General features: G+C 71.7%; 13 protein-coding genes and 1 rRNA gene. 6 read left to right on the top strand and 8 right to left on the bottom strand.

Features of this window, described 5'->3' with window-relative positions:
• The first annotated feature begins 12 nt into the window (after nucleotides 1-12).
• Nucleotides 13-1,200: a winged helix-turn-helix domain-containing protein gene (locus AMK31_RS00075; protein ID WP_073938183.1), complete on the top strand. Its 1,188-nt coding sequence runs from the start codon at nucleotides 13-15 to the stop codon at nucleotides 1,198-1,200.
• A gap of 6 nt (nucleotides 1,201-1,206) precedes the next feature.
• Here AMK31_RS00075 and AMK31_RS00070 read toward each other — a convergent pair whose 3' ends face one another.
• The 7 genes from AMK31_RS00070 to mtnA form a co-directional block, all read right to left on the bottom strand.
• Nucleotides 1,207-1,977: a response regulator gene (locus tag AMK31_RS00070; RefSeq protein ID WP_073938182.1), complete on the bottom strand. Its 771-nt coding sequence runs from the start codon at nucleotides 1,975-1,977 to the stop codon at nucleotides 1,207-1,209.
• Nucleotides 1,978-2,182: 205 nt separating this feature from the next.
• Nucleotides 2,183-2,875, bottom strand: a complete 693-nt coding sequence (gene hpf, locus AMK31_RS00065; protein WP_385310421.1) for a ribosome hibernation-promoting factor, HPF/YfiA family — start codon at nucleotides 2,873-2,875, stop codon at nucleotides 2,183-2,185.
• A gap of 313 nt (nucleotides 2,876-3,188) precedes the next feature.
• Nucleotides 3,189-4,112: a ComF family protein gene (locus AMK31_RS00060; RefSeq protein ID WP_073938180.1), complete on the bottom strand. Its 924-nt coding sequence runs from the start codon at nucleotides 4,110-4,112 to the stop codon at nucleotides 3,189-3,191.
• Nucleotides 4,113-4,265: 153 nt separating this feature from the next.
• A complete protein-coding gene (locus AMK31_RS00055; RefSeq protein ID WP_073938179.1) occupies nucleotides 4,266-6,098 on the bottom strand; it encodes an LpqB family beta-propeller domain-containing protein in 1,833 nt (610 codons plus the stop codon).
• Nucleotides 6,088-8,142, bottom strand: a complete 2,055-nt coding sequence (gene mtrB, locus AMK31_RS00050; protein WP_073938178.1) for an MtrAB system histidine kinase MtrB — start codon at nucleotides 8,140-8,142, stop codon at nucleotides 6,088-6,090. Before mtrB ends, AMK31_RS00055 begins: the two co-directional genes overlap by 11 nt.
• Nucleotide 8,143: 1 nt before the next feature.
• Nucleotides 8,144-8,833, bottom strand: coding sequence for a two-component system response regulator MtrA (gene mtrA, locus AMK31_RS00045; RefSeq protein WP_198948386.1), 690 nt, complete (start codon nucleotides 8,831-8,833; stop codon nucleotides 8,144-8,146).
• A 485-nt stretch (nucleotides 8,834-9,318) separates the two neighbouring features.
• Complete coding sequence (gene mtnA / locus AMK31_RS00035; RefSeq protein WP_073938176.1) at nucleotides 9,319-10,449, bottom strand: S-methyl-5-thioribose-1-phosphate isomerase; 1,131 nt, start codon at nucleotides 10,447-10,449, stop codon at nucleotides 9,319-9,321.
• A 140-nt stretch (nucleotides 10,450-10,589) separates the two neighbouring features.
• Here mtnA and AMK31_RS00030 point away from each other — a divergent pair, with 140 nt between their 5' ends.
• Genes AMK31_RS00030 through AMK31_RS00010 form a run of 5 tightly spaced genes read left to right on the top strand, consistent with a single transcriptional unit; the run spans nucleotide 10,590 to nucleotide 16,197 of the window.
• Nucleotides 10,590-11,933: a glycerophosphoryl diester phosphodiesterase membrane domain-containing protein gene (locus tag AMK31_RS00030; RefSeq protein WP_073938175.1), complete on the top strand. Its 1,344-nt coding sequence runs from the start codon at nucleotides 10,590-10,592 to the stop codon at nucleotides 11,931-11,933.
• Between the two features lie 4 nt (nucleotides 11,934-11,937).
• Nucleotides 11,938-12,705 carry a DUF4129 domain-containing protein gene (locus tag AMK31_RS00025; protein ID WP_073938174.1) on the top strand — a complete coding sequence of 256 codons (768 nt, stop codon included), beginning with the start codon at nucleotides 11,938-11,940 and terminating at the stop codon, nucleotides 12,703-12,705.
• Nucleotides 12,702-13,898, top strand: a complete 1,197-nt coding sequence (locus tag AMK31_RS00020) for a DUF4350 domain-containing protein (RefSeq protein WP_073938173.1) — start codon at nucleotides 12,702-12,704, stop codon at nucleotides 13,896-13,898. The genes AMK31_RS00025 and AMK31_RS00020 overlap by 4 nt, the downstream gene beginning before the upstream one ends.
• Nucleotides 13,898-14,887 (top strand): AAA family ATPase, encoded by a 990-nt coding sequence (locus AMK31_RS00015; protein WP_107468476.1) that lies wholly within the window; start codon nucleotides 13,898-13,900, stop codon nucleotides 14,885-14,887. The genes AMK31_RS00020 and AMK31_RS00015 overlap by 1 nt, the downstream gene beginning before the upstream one ends.
• Nucleotides 14,887-16,197, top strand: coding sequence for a DUF58 domain-containing protein (locus AMK31_RS00010; RefSeq protein WP_073938171.1), 1,311 nt, complete (start codon nucleotides 14,887-14,889; stop codon nucleotides 16,195-16,197). Before AMK31_RS00015 ends, AMK31_RS00010 begins: the two co-directional genes overlap by 1 nt.
• Before the next feature lie 106 nt (nucleotides 16,198-16,303).
• Here the strand turns inward: AMK31_RS00010 and rrf are convergent.
• Nucleotides 16,304-16,420: ribosomal RNA gene (gene rrf / locus AMK31_RS00005) — 5S ribosomal RNA — on the bottom strand.
• Nucleotides 16,421-16,524 lie beyond the last annotated feature (104 nt).

Below are 16,524 nucleotides of genomic sequence, written 5' to 3'. Positions count from 1 at the left end.
TCGTTCGAGGGCATGACGACCCCGCGCCCCTCCACCACCCTCTCCGCCGACGAGGCCCGCCGTATCGCCCTGCGCGCCCAGGGCCTCCTCGGCTCCCCCGACCGCCGCGCCGGTGTCCGCGGCGTCCTCCGTCACCTCGGCGCGGTGCAGCTCGACACGATCTCGGTCCTCGCCCGCTCCCATGAGCTGGTCCCCTACGCCCGCCTCGGCGCCGTGGGCCGCAGAACGGTGGAGAGCGCCTACTGGCATCCCGGGGGCACGGCACAGCCGCACGCCTTCGAGTACTGGTCCCACGCCGCCTGCATCCTCCCCATCGAGGAGTGGCCCCACTTCGCCTTCCGCCGCCGCGCCTACCGCGACCGCCCGCACTGGAACCACGCCCTCCCGGACGGCACCTACGACCAGGTCATCAAGCAGCTCCGCGCGGACGGCCCGCTCACCGCCACGGAGTTGGGCGGCGCGAAGAAGACCAGCGAGTGGTGGGACTGGTCCGGCACGAAGGTCGCCGTGGAGCGCGCGCTGATGTACGGCGAGGTGGTCTGCGTGGAGCGCCGCGGCTGGAAGCGGGTCTACGACCTCGCCGAACGAGCGATCCCGCCGGCGCTCCTGCACGACGACCTGGACGACCGGGAGTGCCTGCGCCGCCTCGTCCGTCTCGCCGGTGAGGCGCTGGGCGTCGGCACCCGCGCGGACATCGCCGACTACCACCGGCTCAGGGGCGACCAGGTCGACGCGGTGCTAGCCGACTCCGGCCTGGTCCCGGTCACGGTCGAGGGCTGGGCCAAGCCGGCCTGGGCGGATCCGGCGGCGCTGGAGACGCCCCCGCGCGGCCGGCACCGCACGACCCTGCTGTCCCCGTTCGACTCCCTGATCTGGGAGCGCGCCCGGACGGAGCGGATCTTCGGCTTCTCCCACCGCCTGGAGGCCTATGTCCCGAAGCCGAAGCGGGTGCACGGATATTTCGCGATGCCGGTGCTGGCCGGCGGCCGGCTGGTCGGCCGTGTCGACCCGGCCCGCGAGGGCCGCACCCTGGTCGCCAAGCAGGTCACCCTCGACGGCCCGAAGGCGGTCCCGGCCGTGGCGCGGGCCCTGCTGGAGGCGGCGACATGGGTGGACTGCACGAACGTACGGGTGGAACGGGTGGACGCCCCTGACCTGCGCGAACCTCTGACCAGGGAACTCGCCCGAGCCCTGGACTGACCGCGCTCACCGGATCTCGAGGATCTTCTCCCGCATCGCGTAGACGACGGCCTCCATCCTGGAGTGCAGCTGAAGCTTCTCCAGGATGTTGCGCACGTGGTTCTTCACGGTGTTCTCGGAGATGAACAGCTCCTTGGCGATGTCCCGGTTGTTCATCCCGGTGGCCACGAGCTTGAGCACTTCCAGTTCCCGGTCGGTGAGCCTCGGCGCGGGCACCAGCCGGCGCTCGTCCGTCCGCTGGATCATCGACTTGAACTCGGTGAGCAGCTTCGACGCCATGGACGGGCTGATCTGCGACTGTCCGTCGGCCACCGCGCGAATGGCGGTGGCCACCTCGTCGGTGGAGATCTCCTTGAGGAGGTATCCGGTGGCGCCCGCCTTGATGGCGTCGTAGAGGTCGGCTTCCTCGTCGCTGATCGTCAACATGATGATCTTGGCGCTGGGTGCCACCTCCTTGATGGAGGTGCACGCCTCGATGCCGCCCCGCTTGGGCATCCGTACGTCCATCAGGATGATGTCGGGCAGCAGGTCGGCGGCCTTCTCGACCGCCTCGGCCCCGTCTCCCGCCTCGCCGACGACCTGGATGTCCTCCTCGGCCGCGAGCACGATCTCCAGGCCCCGACGGAAGAGGGCGTGATCGTCCACGACCAGGACACGGATCGGCTCCTGACGTGAGGAGCCCACGTCCGGCCCCGCTCCCGGCCGCGCTCCCGGCCCCATGCCGTCCGCGCCGTCGTCGGCGTTCTCGGCCTGCATCGGTCCGAAGCTGTCCGCCATCGTTCCTCCCCCTGAAGGCTTAGGCCTGTGGTCCTGTGCCATCGCCAACCCAAGGCAACGGCCCACCCGTTGGGCCGTACGGCCATGATTTCATGCCCGGACGACACCGCGGTGACGAAGCGGTGGGCGAAGTGGGCGCACACCGGTGCCCCTGGGGGCGCACGCGCGCTCCAGGGGCACCGGCATCAGCTGTCGTCCGGAATGGTCAGCCGCCCAGCGAACCGCCCGCCTCGGGTGAGGGCGGCTCGGTGATCATCGTGTCCGTCCGGAGATGGATCACGCCGTAGTCGTATGCGTGCCGCCGGTAGACGACACTCGGTTCCTTGGTCTCGGAGTCGACGAAGAGGTAGAAGTCGTGCCCGACCAGCTCCATCTCGTTGAGAGCCTGGTCGAGGGTCATCGGGGCGGCGACGTGCGTCTTCTCTCGGACGACGAGCGGGCCCTCGCCCTGCACCTCGAGCGAGCCGATCTTCTTGGTCGGCACGCCTTCCGGCTCGTCCGCCGCAAGGCCGCCGCCATTGCCGTTGAGCGTCGCCGCGCCCGGAACGTGGTTGGGTACCTCGGCTGCGGTGAGCCGACGGACCCCGCGGCGTGTGTGCCGCTTGTCGTGCTGCCTGCGGAGCCGGGCTTCCAGCTTCTCCGCTGCCAGGTCGAGTGCCGCGTACGGATCGTTGGCCGCCGCCTCCGCCCTGATCACCGGACCGCGGGAGCGGAGCGTGATCTCCACTCGGTCGCAACGGTCGGCCTGTCGGGGGTTGGGCTCCTTGGACACCTCGACGTCGAGGCTGATCACCTTGGCATCGAGCTTCTGGATTTTCTCCAGCTTCAGCTTCTCGGCCACGTGCTTGCGGAACCGCTCGGGCACCTCGGTCTTGCGGCCCTTGACGACGATGTCCACGCAGAACTCCGTTCCCGGATCGCTCCGCATCAATGGCGGAGCATCTCCCTTGTGCACCAGGTCCCGGTGGGCCCCGGAACCTCGGACTCGGTGACGTCCACCTCCTCCTCCCCCATGGGCGAGATCTGCACCCCAGCCTGCCTGGTGATTCAAAAACACGCGGCACGGCATTCGGATATGAGAGGTGTGGCCTGCGGCTTTCCCTCACAACCGAACATATCTCGCCTGGACGGATGTCGTCACCCTCTACCGCGGCGTACCTCCGTTCAGGTGAATTGAGCCTCTCACTAGCTGCAACGATGCAAGTTCGCAGTCAGTTCCGGTTTATTTCGAAAGAATCCGGCGTTGCCGCGATCACCGCCGCGCAGATCACTTCACCGGCTCCGTTCAGCCCCGCCATTCCGGGGCCGACCCGCTTCCGGCCCGCGCTCCCTTCCTTTGCTCCAGCCGTCCGTGCCCCAGTCCTTTCCCGAGTTCCTCTCCCGTACACAACCGATGCCTCTTCTTCGTGTGCCACATCCAGCGGCCCCCCATGTCCGCCGGATCCGGCCACCGAGGCCGCCCGCACCGCGCGCGCCGCCTCCGTCAGGGACGCGCCCGTCGTCATCAGGTCGTCGACGAGGACCACCGGCCCCTCCCGCAGCAGCCGCGCCCCGCCGGGCACCAGGCCCAGCGCGCCCGCCAGGTTCTCCAGCCGCTCCCGGGAGTTGAGCCCCGACTGGTCGGCGACCGCCCGCCGCTGCCGCAGCACCGCGAGCACCCGGGCCCGCGTCCCGGTCCGCCGCAGCTCCCCCGCCGCCGCGAGCGCGATCCGCCGCGCCGGATCATGTCCGCGCGCCCGCACCGCCCGGCGCCCCGACGGCACGGGGACGACCAGCACCGGGCCGCACGGCTCCCCCGTTCTCACCCCATCGGCCGACACACCCCCGTCACTCCCCCGCGCCTCCCTCAGTCCCGCCCGCACGGCTCCCGCCAGAGCCGCGCCGAGCGGACCGGCGAGAGCGAGGGCACCTCTCTCCTTGTGGGCCAGCAGCACGGCCCGCACCTCGTCCCCGTACCGGGCCGCCGCGTGCACGGCCGGCAGACCCGGCGGCTCCGGCACCGGCCGCACCCGGCACGGCGCGGCCCCGCTCAGCGCCGCTCGGCACTCCGGGCAGAGCACCGTTCGAGGCCTGCCGCAGCCTCCGCACTCGGCCGGCAGCACCAGGTCGGTGAGGTCCTGCCACCACCCCCGCATGCGCACCACTCTGCCAACGCCCGCAGAAGCCGGCCACCCCTGTGGAAAACCCCCTGTGGAAAACTCCGGACCCGCCCAGCGGAACGGCCGCCCCCGCCGGGTCACCCCGCACGAGAACGGCCGTCTGAGGGCAAAACGTGGACAGACCCCGTCTCACCCCGGATAGACCGGCGCCGATCCTTCCTTGACCACGGTCTGCCACTGCTCGCCCGACGGCAGCCGCACGATCCCGTCGTCCGAGTACGCCACCAGCGGCAGCCGCTCGTCCTCGGACGCGGCGATCTCCTTCACCCCGGTCAGCGCGTCCGGCGCGGGCCCCTTCGGCGTGGAGCCGTCGACCTGGGCGTACCGCAACTGCAGCACGCCTCCCTTCGCGCGCCCGACCACCACGAGCCGGCCGTCACCACTCCACGACATGGTGGTGACCTCCTCCAACTCCGGGGCGGCATTGCGCAGCTCACGCACCGTCACTCCCGAGCGCTCACCGACCTTCTCGTCCAGATCGATCCGGCCCACGAGCAGGGACTGCGCGCCGTCCTTCTCCACGACCAGCGCGATGCGCACCCCGTCGGCGGCCACCCGCACCGACTTCACGCGCCCTTCCAGCCCGGGCGTCCCGACCTCCAGCGGCTCGCCCTTGCCCTCCTGGAGCAGCAGCAGCCGCGGGGCGGCGGGGTCGCGGTCGGCGATCCACAGGTCGCCCCGGCCGTCCCAGCTGGGCGTGGTCAGCCGGTCGTCCTCGGTCTTGCCGGCACTTCTCAGCACGGGCTCGCCGAGCGGCGCGCCCGGCTCCATCCGCGCGACGTACAACTCCGTACCGTTCAGGCCGACTCCGGCCGCGCTGCGCTCGTCCCGCGACACCGCCACCGAGCGGAACGCCTTCGCGCCCTCGCCCAGCGGCCCCGGCACGGGCTCGGCGCCGGCGGTCTTGCTGCCGCTGCGGATCCGCACCGCGCGGTGGTCGCCGTCGAGGAAGTACAGGAACTCGGGGCTGCGCTCCGGGCCCCGGGTGGCCACCGCGGTCGCCCCGTCGGCATCGAGCGTGCACAGTTCCGCGCCGCCCGCCTGCAACTCGATCTCGTCCACCGTGGGCGTGAGGTCCTGCAGGGTGTACAGCAGCTGGGCCGCCATCTCGTTGCACTTGGCCAGCCCCACCCGGGCGGCCTTGTCGTTCAACGGCACGGTCAGTTTGTTGCTCTCATCGGGCGTCAGGTCGGTCGCGCCCGCTTTCAGCCGCGTACCGGTCGGAAAACTCGACCGGACCCCCAGATCGAGCCACCGCGTGGGCCCGTTGAGCAGCGAACGCACCACCTGCGTCGTCGGATCCACCCGCTGGCGCACATAGACGGGGTCGGCGACCGCCGCCAGCTGCGCGGACGTGTCCGTCTGGGCGTTGTTCGCCAGGTAGTACTTGTTGACGGACATGTAGTTCCGCTGGAAGTCCGACTGGCCGAGCACAACTCCCTGCGGCAGCCGGTCGATACGCCACTGCCCGCTCTTCTTCTCCCTCTTGAGGAGGATCTGCTGGCTGTACTCCCCGCTCGCGGGCGAGTACGACTGCTGCGCGTCCACAGTGGCGACCTTCTTGCCGGTCAGCAGGAACGAGAAGGTGTCGCTGTTCTCTTTGTTGGTCGCCCAGTCGACCTCGATGTTCGGCGCGTTGGCGAGCACCGTGATCGACCGCTGCGCGTGCCACGCGTCGTCGGCCGCCTCCGTCAGATACTGCTGCGCCGTCTCGTAGTTGGGGTCGTCGCTGGTCAGCGCCTCGAGAAAGCCCTGGACGATCTGCGGCGGCAGGGCGTCGTCCGACGGCGGCACGGCGAACACCCGCACCTGCGCGTCCTGCCGCGGCGTGGACTCCACCCCCCGCAGATCCCCGTGGTCGGGCATCGACGCACACCCCGCCAGCAGTACGACCCCACAGGCGAGGTACGCCACCGCGCGCGACGGTCCGCGCCGAGCGCCCCCCTCGCGGTCAGCGCCCACGAAATGCCTCCCCTTGCTCGTTCGACTCATCGGGCTCCGCGTCCGACGGCTGCCCCGAGACCGGACCCGACGCCGGCTCCTCCGGCCGGCGCGCCCCTCCCACGGGCCGGGGCACCACACGCGCGCCGTTGCCCGGCAGTGCCGTCGGATCGGCGGTCGGAGCCAAGGCCATCCGCGGGGCCATCGAGTCGAGCGGCCGCACCGGCCCGCCGACCGAGGTCTGCGCGGGCACGGTGGCGCTCTTCTCACCGCCGCGCGGCACACCGGCGTCGTTGAGCTCACGGCTGCGCCTCGAGTCCTTCGGCTCCAGCGGTATCGGCGAGCCCCGCAGCGGCTCGTCCGCGGTCCGCGGCAGCGTCAGCCGGAACTGCGAGCCGCCGCCCGGCTCACCCCAGGCCTGCAGCCAGCCGCCGTGCAGCCGGGCGTCCTCCAGGGCGATGGACAGCCCCAGACCCGTACCGCCCGTCGTCCGCGCCCGTGCCGGGTCGGCGCGCCAGAACCGGCTGAAGACCCGGGTCGCCTCGCCGGGCTTGAGCCCGACGCCGTAGTCCCGCACCGCCACCGCGACCGCCCCGCCGGCCGCGGCCAGCTTGACCACGACGTCCTTGCCCTCGCCGTGCTCCACGGCGTTGACGACGAGATTGCGCAGCACCCGCTCCACCCGCCGGGCGTCCGCCTCGGCGACGACGGGCTGCTGATCGCCCACGATCCGGATCCGGGTGCCCTTGCGCTCGGCCAGCGGCTCGGCGCCGTCGACGACCCGCCGGACGACCTCCCTGAGGTCTATCGGCTCGGCCTCCAGCGCCGCCGCGCCCGCGTCGAAACGGCTGATCTCCAGCAGGTCCGCCAGCAGCGACTCGAACCGGTCCAGCTGGTCGGCGAGCAGTTCCGCCGACCGCGCGGTGACCGGGTCGAAGTCCTCCCGTGCCTCGTGGATGACGTCGGCGGCCATCCGCACGGTCGTCAGCGGCGTACGCAGCTCGTGCGACACGTCGGACACGAACCGCCGCTGCATCCGCGACAGGTCCTCCAGCTGCTGGATCTTCAGCTGAAGGTTCTGCGCCATCTTGTTGAAGGCCTCGCCGAGCCGCGCGATGTCGTCCTCGCCGGTGACCTTCATCCGCTCCTGGAGCCGCCCCGCCGACAGCCGCTCGGCGATCCCGGCGGCCATCCGCACGGGCGTGACGACCTGGCGCACCACGAGCCAGGCGATCGCCCCGAGCAGCACGACGACGAACAGCCCGGCCGTCGCCAGCGTCCCCTTCACCAGCCTCAGCGACTCCTCCTCCTGCGTCAGCGGGAAGAGGTAGTACAGCTGGTACGGGTCGCCGTTCGGGTCGTTGACCCGCTTGCCGATGATCAGCGCGGGCTGCGAGTCCTTGCCCGGCCCGTAGACGACGCGGGTGTAGCTCTGAAAGGCCCCGGCACCACTGGCGACCTGCTCACGCAAATCCTCCGGCACGCTCTCGGTGGCCTTGACCCCACCGGAGGCACGCGAGGCGCGCCCGCCCTCGGTGCCGTCCCCGGCGGGCAGCGTCACCACGTCGAAGGCGCCCTGACCGCCGCTGGAGAGGGACGAGACGAGATCACTCATCCACTGGATGACGTTCTGCGAGGACCGTCCGTCCACCACGGCCACCTCGCCGGTGGCGCCGCTGGCCGCCTCCTCGGCGCGCTGCTTGGCCGCGGCGAACCCGCCGGTGGCCTGGCTCTGCGACGCGTTCACCTTGGCGTCCAGCAGCCCGTTGCGCACCTGTCCGATGACGACGAAGCCCAGCAGCAACACCACGCCGAGCGACATCAGCAGCGTCGTGACGACGACCTTCAGCTGGATGTTGCGCCGCCACAGCCGCATCACCGGCAGCAGCGGACGGCGTATCCAGCGCATGAACAGCCGGAGGACCGGGCTGCCCTGGACTCCGCCCCGCAGCAGTCCGCCCTCCAGAAACCTTGCCCAGCGGGAGCCCGCCGCCTTCCGGCCGACAGGCCGCCCCGCGCGGGCCCCGGACCGGCCGGGCGCCGAAGCGGCACTGTCTCCGGTCACGTCAGCTCGGCCCCGCCTTGTAACCGACACCACGGACGGTCACCACGATCTCCGGCCGCTCCGGGTCCTTCTCGACCTTGGAGCGCAGCCGCTGCACATGGACGTTGACCAGCCGGGTGTCCGCCGCGTGCCGGTAACCCCACACCTGCTCCAGCAGGACCTCACGGGTGAACACCTGCCACGGCTTGCGCGCGAGCGCCACCAGCAGGTCGAACTCCAGCGGCGTCAGCGCGATCGACTGCCCGTCCCGCTTCACGGAGTGACCGGCCACGTCGATCACGAGGTCACCGATGGCGAGCTGCTCGGGCGCCGGCTCCTCCGACCTCCTGAGCCGCGCCCGGATCCGAGCCACCAGTTCCTTGGGCTTGAACGGCTTCACGATGTAGTCGTCGGCACCCGACTCGAGGCCCACGACGACATCGACGGTGTCGCTCTTCGCCGTGAGCATCACGATCGGCACTCCGGACTCCGCCCTGATCAGGCGGCACACCTCGATGCCGTCCCGTCCGGGCAGCATCAGGTCCAGCAGCACCAGATCGGGCTTGGTCTCCCGGAAAGCGGCCAGCGCCTTGTCGCCGTCAGCTACGAAAGACGGCTCAAAACCTTCACCACGCAGCACGATGCCGAGCATCTCGGCCAGTGCGCTGTCGTCGTCGACGACAAGGACTCGTCCCTTCATAAACGACATCATCCCATTCTCATAACGGTGGCGAAGATCCAGGTGAGCAGCGTCACTGACCAGTGACGATAGTCGTACGAGGCCATCACTGTCTGCCCGCGTCCATCACCGTTCGATGTCGGCCAAGGATGTCGCGCATCCGGCGGGCGGGCACGCCTAAGAAACTTGGCCACCCTGGGCGCGGTCCCCGTCCCGGCCATTGATCGCGGCCGCGAGAGCCAGGATGGCCTGCACCTGGGCCACTCTGATCATGCTCTCGGGCCCAAGCCGTCCCTTCGTCTTCCGCTCAAGCTCATCGAGGACTTCCTCAGCCCGGCGCGCGTGTGCCGTGTAGTCACTCATGCGACCTCCCGATCAATCTGCCGCAGAGTAGTGAGCGCATCAGGCTGACGCATCGGCTTCGCAGCGAAAGCCACGCTGGGGCAACCTCCCGGTCGCGCCCCCTCTCCCCCCCGTGTCGCCGCGGGGAGAGGGGCCGCTCACGTCGGTCACGTCGATCAGGCCCGGCCCTTTCCGCACAGCTCGGCCAGCCCCTCAGCCGTCACCGGGGACACGGCTCCCACCTCGGTGACGATCGCCGTCACCAACTCGGGCGGAGTCACGTCGAACGCCGGGTTGTACGCCTGCGTCCCCAGGGGAGCGACCGGCATCCCACCGCCCGGCCCCGCCACCTGCGCCTGCGGCGCCATCACCTCCGTCACCTCGTACCCGGGGCGCTGCTCGACCTCGATGGCCGCCCCGTCCGCCGTGCCCAGATCCACCGTCGTCACCGGCGCCACCACTATGAACGGCACATGGTGATACCGCGCGAGCACCGCCAGCGGATAGCTCCCCACCTTGTTCGCCACCGACCCGTCCGCCGCGATCCGGTCCGCGCCGATCAGCACCGCGTCCACGTCCCCCGACGCGAACAGCGACCCCGCCGCGTTGTCGGTGAGCAGCGTGTACGCCATCCCGCTGCGCGCCGCCTCGTACGCCGTCAGCCGGGCCCCCTGCAGCAATGGCCGGGTCTCGTCCACCCACAGCCGCCGCAGTCGCCCCTGCCGGTGCGCCGCGAGCGCCACCGCGAACGCCGTCCCCTCCCCGCCCGACACCAGCGACCCGGTGTTGCAGTGGGTGAGGATCCTGTGCCCCCCGCCGGGCAGCAGCTCGTCCAGCAGCGCCAGACCGTGCTCGGCCATCCGGACACTGGCCTCGGCGTCCTCCCGGTGCAGCCGCCGCGCCGCCGCCAGCGCCGCAGCGGCGGCCTCCCCGGCATCACCGCCTCGGGCCAGCGCCGCGTGGTACGCCTCCTGTGCCCGGCGCACCCCCACGGAGAGATTCACCGCGGTCGGCCGGGCACCGGCCAGCGCGACCGCCGCGTCGTCCACGTCGAACCCTCGCGCGGCGGCGAGCGCGACCCCGTACGCCCCCGCGATCCCCAGCACCGGCGCCCCGCGCACGGCGAGCGAACGGATCGCTTCCACCAGCGCGGATGCGTCCGTGCAGACCAGTTCGACTTCCTCGCTCGGCAGCCGGGTCTGGTCCAGAAGCACCAGCACCGGACCTTCCGGTGGCTCTTCCCACCGGAGCACCGGTACCCCGGTCGGCCGCTTGTCCTCGACGGATTGCGCCTGCTGATCAGCCATGCAGTCAGTCTGCCCGCATTCCGTCGGACAATTGAAGGTGCACAGCCCCCACCGCGGCCGGTCCCCCGTCCACCGCCCCGTGGCACGATGTCTGCCAACCTGCCACCGCGACCGCGGACGGGCACCGTGAAGGAGCGACGATGAACGACACTCCGGGCTGGGCCTCGCCCGGATCCTCCCCGTCCGACGGGCACGAGCCCGGCAAGCCCGGCCCCGACGAGCCGGCCGACCGGCCCGCCCCCGAGCAGCCCGCCCAGCCGGGCACGCACCCACAGAGCCCCGGCGCGCAGTGGTCCAAGGAGCAGCCGCCACCCGCCCAGTGGTCCGCGCCCACGGGCCCCCAGGCCCCCGGCCAGACCCCACCGCCCCCACCGCCCGGCCCGGGCTGGGGCACCCCGCCTCCGGGAGGCCCCGCCGGCCCCCACGGCAACTGGCAGGGCGGGCCCGGCCCCGGCGGCTACGGCGGCTGGGGAACCCCCTGGGGCGGCCCCCCGCCCGCCGCCAAGCCCGGCGTGATCCCGCTCCGCCCGCTCGGCGTGGGCGAGATCCTCGACGGTGCCGTCTCCACCATGCGCACCTACTGGCGCACGGTCCTCGGCATCTCGCTGACCGTCGCGGTCGTCATCGAGATCGTCGTCATCCTGCTCCAGGGCCTGTTCCTGCAGGACTACGCCGACACCGACGCCCTCGGCGACCCGAGCGCCACCCTCGACGAACTGACCGAGGCCATGGGCGACGCCATGCTCAGCTCCGGTGTCCTCTTCGTCATCTCCCTGATCGGCACCGTCGCCGCGACCGCCCTGCTGACGACCGTCACCAGCCGCGCCGTGCTCGGCAAGCCGGTGACCACCGGTGAGGCCTGGCGCGACGCCCGCCCGCAGGTCGCGAAGCTGTTCGGCCTGATCTTCCTGCTGCTCGTCATCGCCGTCGGCGTCGCCCTCGCCGGCGCGCTCCCCGGCATCCTCGTGACCCTCGCGGGCGGCGGCGGGGGCGGCGCCGCACTCGCCGTCTTCGGCAGCCTCGCCGGCGCGGTCGTCGCCGTGTGGCTGATGATCCGCTTCTCCCTCGCCTCCCCGGCCCTGATGCTGGAGAAGCAGAGCATCACCAAGGCCATGAGCCGGTCCGCCAAGCTGGTGCGCGGCTCCTGGTGGCGGGTCTTCGGCATCCAGCTGCTGGCCACGATCATCGCGAACATCGTCGCCGCGATCGTCGTCATCCCGTTCACGTTCCTCGCTGCCGGTCTCAGCGGCGACGGCATCAGCGGCTTCCTCGACGGCACCGGCGACTTCGGCTGGACGTTCCTCATCGTCAGCGGGATCGGCTCGGTGATCGGCTCCATGATCACGTTCCCGATCTCGGCCGGCGTCACCGTGCTCCTCTACATCGACCAGCGCATCCGCCGTGAGGCCCTCGACCTCGAACTGGCCCGCGCCGCCGGTGTCCAGGGCTCCGGTCCCACCTCCCCCGGCACGCCCGGGAGCTGATGCGGTGAACCTGACGGGGGAACTCCTCACCGCTGCGTCGGCGCTGCCCCGCGCCGCCGCAGCGGCCGGCGGCGACCTGTCCGCGCTGTCGCTCACGCACTCCGACGACGAACCGCCGGTCACGATCCCACGCGACCCCGCCCGCGAGGCGGCCCGGCGCGAGCTGTCCAGGCGCATGTACCACGAGGACGACCCCAACCCCCTCGAACGCGCCCTCAACGCCTTCTGGGACTGGATGGACGGCCTGTTCGACGCCGCCTCCTCCGCCACCCCCGGCGGAACGGTCGGCCTCGTCATGGTCGTCCTCGTCGTCCTGGCCGTCCTCGGCGCCCTGTGGTGGCGCCTCGGCACCCCGCGCCGCCGGCCGGTCTCCTCCGCCGCCCTGTTCGACGACCGCCCCCGCAGCGCCGCCGAACACCGCGCCAACGCCGACGCCCACGCCGCCCAGGGCCACTGGAACCAGGCCGTCCAGGAACGCATGCGGGCCATCGTCCGCTCCCTCGAGGAACGCGCCCTCCTCGACACCCGCCCCGGCCGCACCGCCGACGAGGCCGCGGCCGAGGCCGGACACGCCCTGCCCTCCCACACCGACCGCCTGCGCACCGCCGCCCGCGACTTCGACGACGTGACGTACGGCGGCCGAACAGCCACCCAGCAGTCGTACCAGCGCATCGCCGACCTCGACCGGGACCTGGAGCGCACCAAACCCCACCTGCCGAGCAGCAGCGCCCACAACGAGCCCCACCACACCACCCAGGGGGCCGCCGAATGACCACCGAGGCCCCGCCCGCGACCACCTCCGTCTCGACCACCGCCAGACAGCTGTGGACCCGGACACGAGGCGTCGCCCTCGCCGTCGTACTGCTCCTGGCGGCCGCCGTGACGATCGCCGTCATCCGCTCGGACACCCGGCACGGCAACCTCGACCCCCGCTCCGCCGACCCCCAGGGCAGTCGCGCCGTCGCCGAACTCCTCGCCGACCGAGGCGTCTCCACACGCGTCGCCACCACCCTGGACGAGGCCCGCGCCGCCGTCGCCCCCGACACCACCCTCCTGGTCGCCGTCCCCGACCTCCTGACCGCCGACCAGCAGAACCGGCTGCACGCCGCCACCGCCGGGTCCGGCGGACGCACCGTCCTCATCGCCGCCGGCAGCGCATCCGTCGAACGACTCGCCCCCGGCGTCACCGCCGACCCCGTCACCAGCCCGGACTCGACACTCACTCCCGACTGCGACCTGCCCGCCGCCCGCCGCGCCGGCACCGCGGACACCGGCGGCATCCGCTACACCACCACCCACCTCGAAGCCGACCAGTGCTACCGCAGCGAACGCCTGGCCACCCTGATCCGCGTTCCGCAGCCCTCCGGGAGCGGCGACACCGTCGTCCTCGGCGCGCCCGACATCCTCCACAACGAACACCTCGACGAGCAGGGCAACGCCTCGCTCGCCCTCCAACTCCTCGGCTCCCGCCCCCATCTGGTCTGGTACCTCCCCTCGCTCTCCGACGCCTCCGCCACCGACACCGGCGACGACAAGACCCTCGTGGACCTGCTCCCCTCCGGCTGGCTCTGGGGCACGCTGCAGCTCTTCATCGCCGCGGCCGTCGCCGCCCTGTGGCGGGCACGCCGACTCGGCCCGCTCGTCCCCGAAAAACTCCCCGTGGCGATCCGCGCCTCCGAAACCGTCGAAGGCCGCGCCCGCCTCTACCGCAAGGCCAACGCCCGCGACCGCGCGGCCGCCGCTCTCCGCTCCACCACACGCACGCGCCTCGCCCCCCTCGTAGGCGTCCCCGTCGCCCGGGCTCACACGCCCGAAGCCCTGCTCCCCGCGCTGTCCGCGCACCTCCAGGGCGACGGACAGTCCCTGCAATCCCTGCTCTTCGGCCCGCCGCCCAGCGACGACACGGCCCTCATCGCACTCGCCGACCAACTCGACGCCCTCGAAAGAGAGGTACGCCGTTCATGATGGACCCGACCACTGACAACGCCGGGCGGACCGGGGACCCGGGCGACGCCCGAGCCTCCCTGGAAGCCCTGCGCGCCGAGATCGCCAAGGCCGTGGTCGGCCAGGACCCCGCCGTGACCGGTCTCGTCGTCGCCCTCCTCTGCCGCGGACACGTCCTACTAGAAGGAGTCCCCGGGGTCGCCAAAACGTTGCTCGTCCGCGCCCTCGCATCCGCATTGGAACTCGACACCAAGCGCGTCCAGTTCACCCCGGACCTGATGCCGAGCGACATCACCGGCTCCCTCGTCTACGACACCCGCACCGCCCAGTTCTCCTTCCAGCCCGGCCCGGTCTTCACCAACCTCCTCCTCGCCGACGAGATCAACCGCACGCCCCCGAAGACCCAGTCGTCCTTGCTCGAAGCCATGGAAGAACGCCAGGTCACCGTCGACGGCACCCCCCGCCCGCTCCCTGAGCCGTTCCTGGTCGCCGCGACCCAGAACCCGGTCGAGTACGAAGGCACCTACCCCCTCCCCGAAGCCCAGCTGGACCGTTTCCTCCTCAAGCTGACGATCCCGCTCCCCTCCCGCCAGGACGAGATCGACGTCCTCACCCGCCACGCCCAGGGCTTCAACCCCCGCGACCTCGTCGCCGCCGGCGTACGCCCGGTCGCCGGCCCCGCCGACCTCGAAGCCGCCCGCGCCGCGGTCGCCAAGACGACGGTCTCCCCCGAGATCACCGCCTACGTCGTCGACATCTGCCGAGCCACCCGCGAATCGCCGTCCCTCACCCTCGGCGTGTCCCCGCGCGGCGCCACCGCCCTCCTCGCGACCTCCCGCGCCTGGGCCTGGCTGACCGGCCGCGACTACGTCATCCCCGACGACGTGAAGGCCCTGGCCCTCCCCACCCTCCGCCACCGCGTCCAGCTCCGCCCGGAGGCAGAAATGGAAGGCGTGACGGCCGACTCGGTCATCAACGCGATCCTCGCCCACGTCCCCGTCCCCCGCTGATGGCCCTCACCGGACGCGCCGCCCTCCTGGCGGCCCTCGGCTCCCTCCCCGTCGGCATCCTGGAACCCAGCTGGGCGGGCATCCTCGCCGTCAACGGCCCCCTGGCCGTCGCCTGCGCCTGCGATTTCGCCCTCGCGGCACCCGTACGCAGCCTCGGCCTGACCCGCTCAGGCGACACCTCGGCACGCCTGGGCGACAACGCGGACGTCACCCTCACGGTCACCAACCCCTCCCGCCGACCGCTCCGCGCCCACCTCCGGGACGCATGGCCACCGAGCAGCTGGCAGCCCGGCACCGAGGTGACGGCCTCGCGTCACCGCCTGACCGTCCCACCGGGCGAACGCCGCCGCATCACCACACGCCTACGCCCCACCCGCCGCGGCGACCGCCAGGCGGACCGAGTGACCATCCGCTCGTACGGCCCCCTCGGCCTCTTCGCCCGCCAGGGCACCCACAAGGTCCCCTGGACGGTCCGCGTCCTGCCGCCCTTCACCAGCCGCAAGCACCTCCCCTCGAAGCTCGCCCGACTCCGCGAACTCGACGGGCGTACGAGCGTGCTCACGCGCGGCGAAGGCACGGAATTCGACAGCCTCCGTGAGTACGTCCCCGGAGACGACACCCGCTCCATCGACTGGCGCGCGACGGCCCGCCTGTCCACGGTCGCCGTCCGCACCTGGCGCCCTGAACGCGACCGGCACATCCTCCTGGTCCTGGACACCGGCCGCACTTCCGCAGGCCGCGTGGGCGACGCCCCACGCCTTGACGCCTCCATGGATGCGGCACTGCTCTTGGCCGCCCTCGCTTCCCGCGCCGGCGACCGCGTCGACCTTCTCGCCTACGACCGCCGGATCCGCGCCCTCGTCCAGGGCCGCACGGCTGGCGACGTCCTCCCGGCCCTGGTCAACGCCATGGCCACCCTCGAGCCGGAGCTGGTTGAAACGGACGCCCGAGGCCTCACCGCCACCGCACTCCGCACGGCCCCGCGTCGTTCCCTCATCGTCCTGCTCACCGCTCTCGACGCGGCCCCCATGGAAGAAGGCCTGCTCCCGGTCCTGGCTCAGCTCACGCAGCGCCACACGGTTCTTGTGGCGTCTGTAGCGGATCCGCACATCGCCGGGATGGCAAAGGCCCGCGGAAACACCGAGTCCATCTACGAGGCCGCAGCAGCCGCCCAGGCCCAGTCGGAACGCAACCGCACCGCCGAACAACTTCGCCGCCACGGCGTCACCGTCGTCGACGCAACGCCGGCCGACCTGGCCCCAGCACTGGCGGATGCATATCTGGCTCTCAAGACGGCAGGTCGCCTCTGATGTGAGAAGGGTCGGGGTCGACGAAAGAACCCCGACCACACCTGGGTAATGCCCTGAAACGCAGAAAACCCCCGTGCCGAATGGCACGGGGGTTTTCCCAAAAATTGTTCGGCGGCGTCCTACTCTCCCACAGGGTCCCCCCTGCAGTACCATCGGCGCTGTGAGGCTTAGCTTCCGGGTTCGGAATGTAACCGGGCGTTTCCCTCACGCTATGACCACCGAAACACTATGAAACTGACAACCGGAGCCGCAACACATCGGCTACGACGGCTGTTCGTGGTTTCAGAACCAACACAGTGGACGCGAGCAACTGAGGACAAGCCCTCG

This window comes from Streptomyces sp. TSRI0107, assembly GCF_001905845.1.
GTDB lineage: Bacteria > Actinomycetota > Actinomycetes > Streptomycetales > Streptomycetaceae > Streptomyces.
This window is presented reverse-complemented; position numbering and strand designations above follow the sequence as displayed.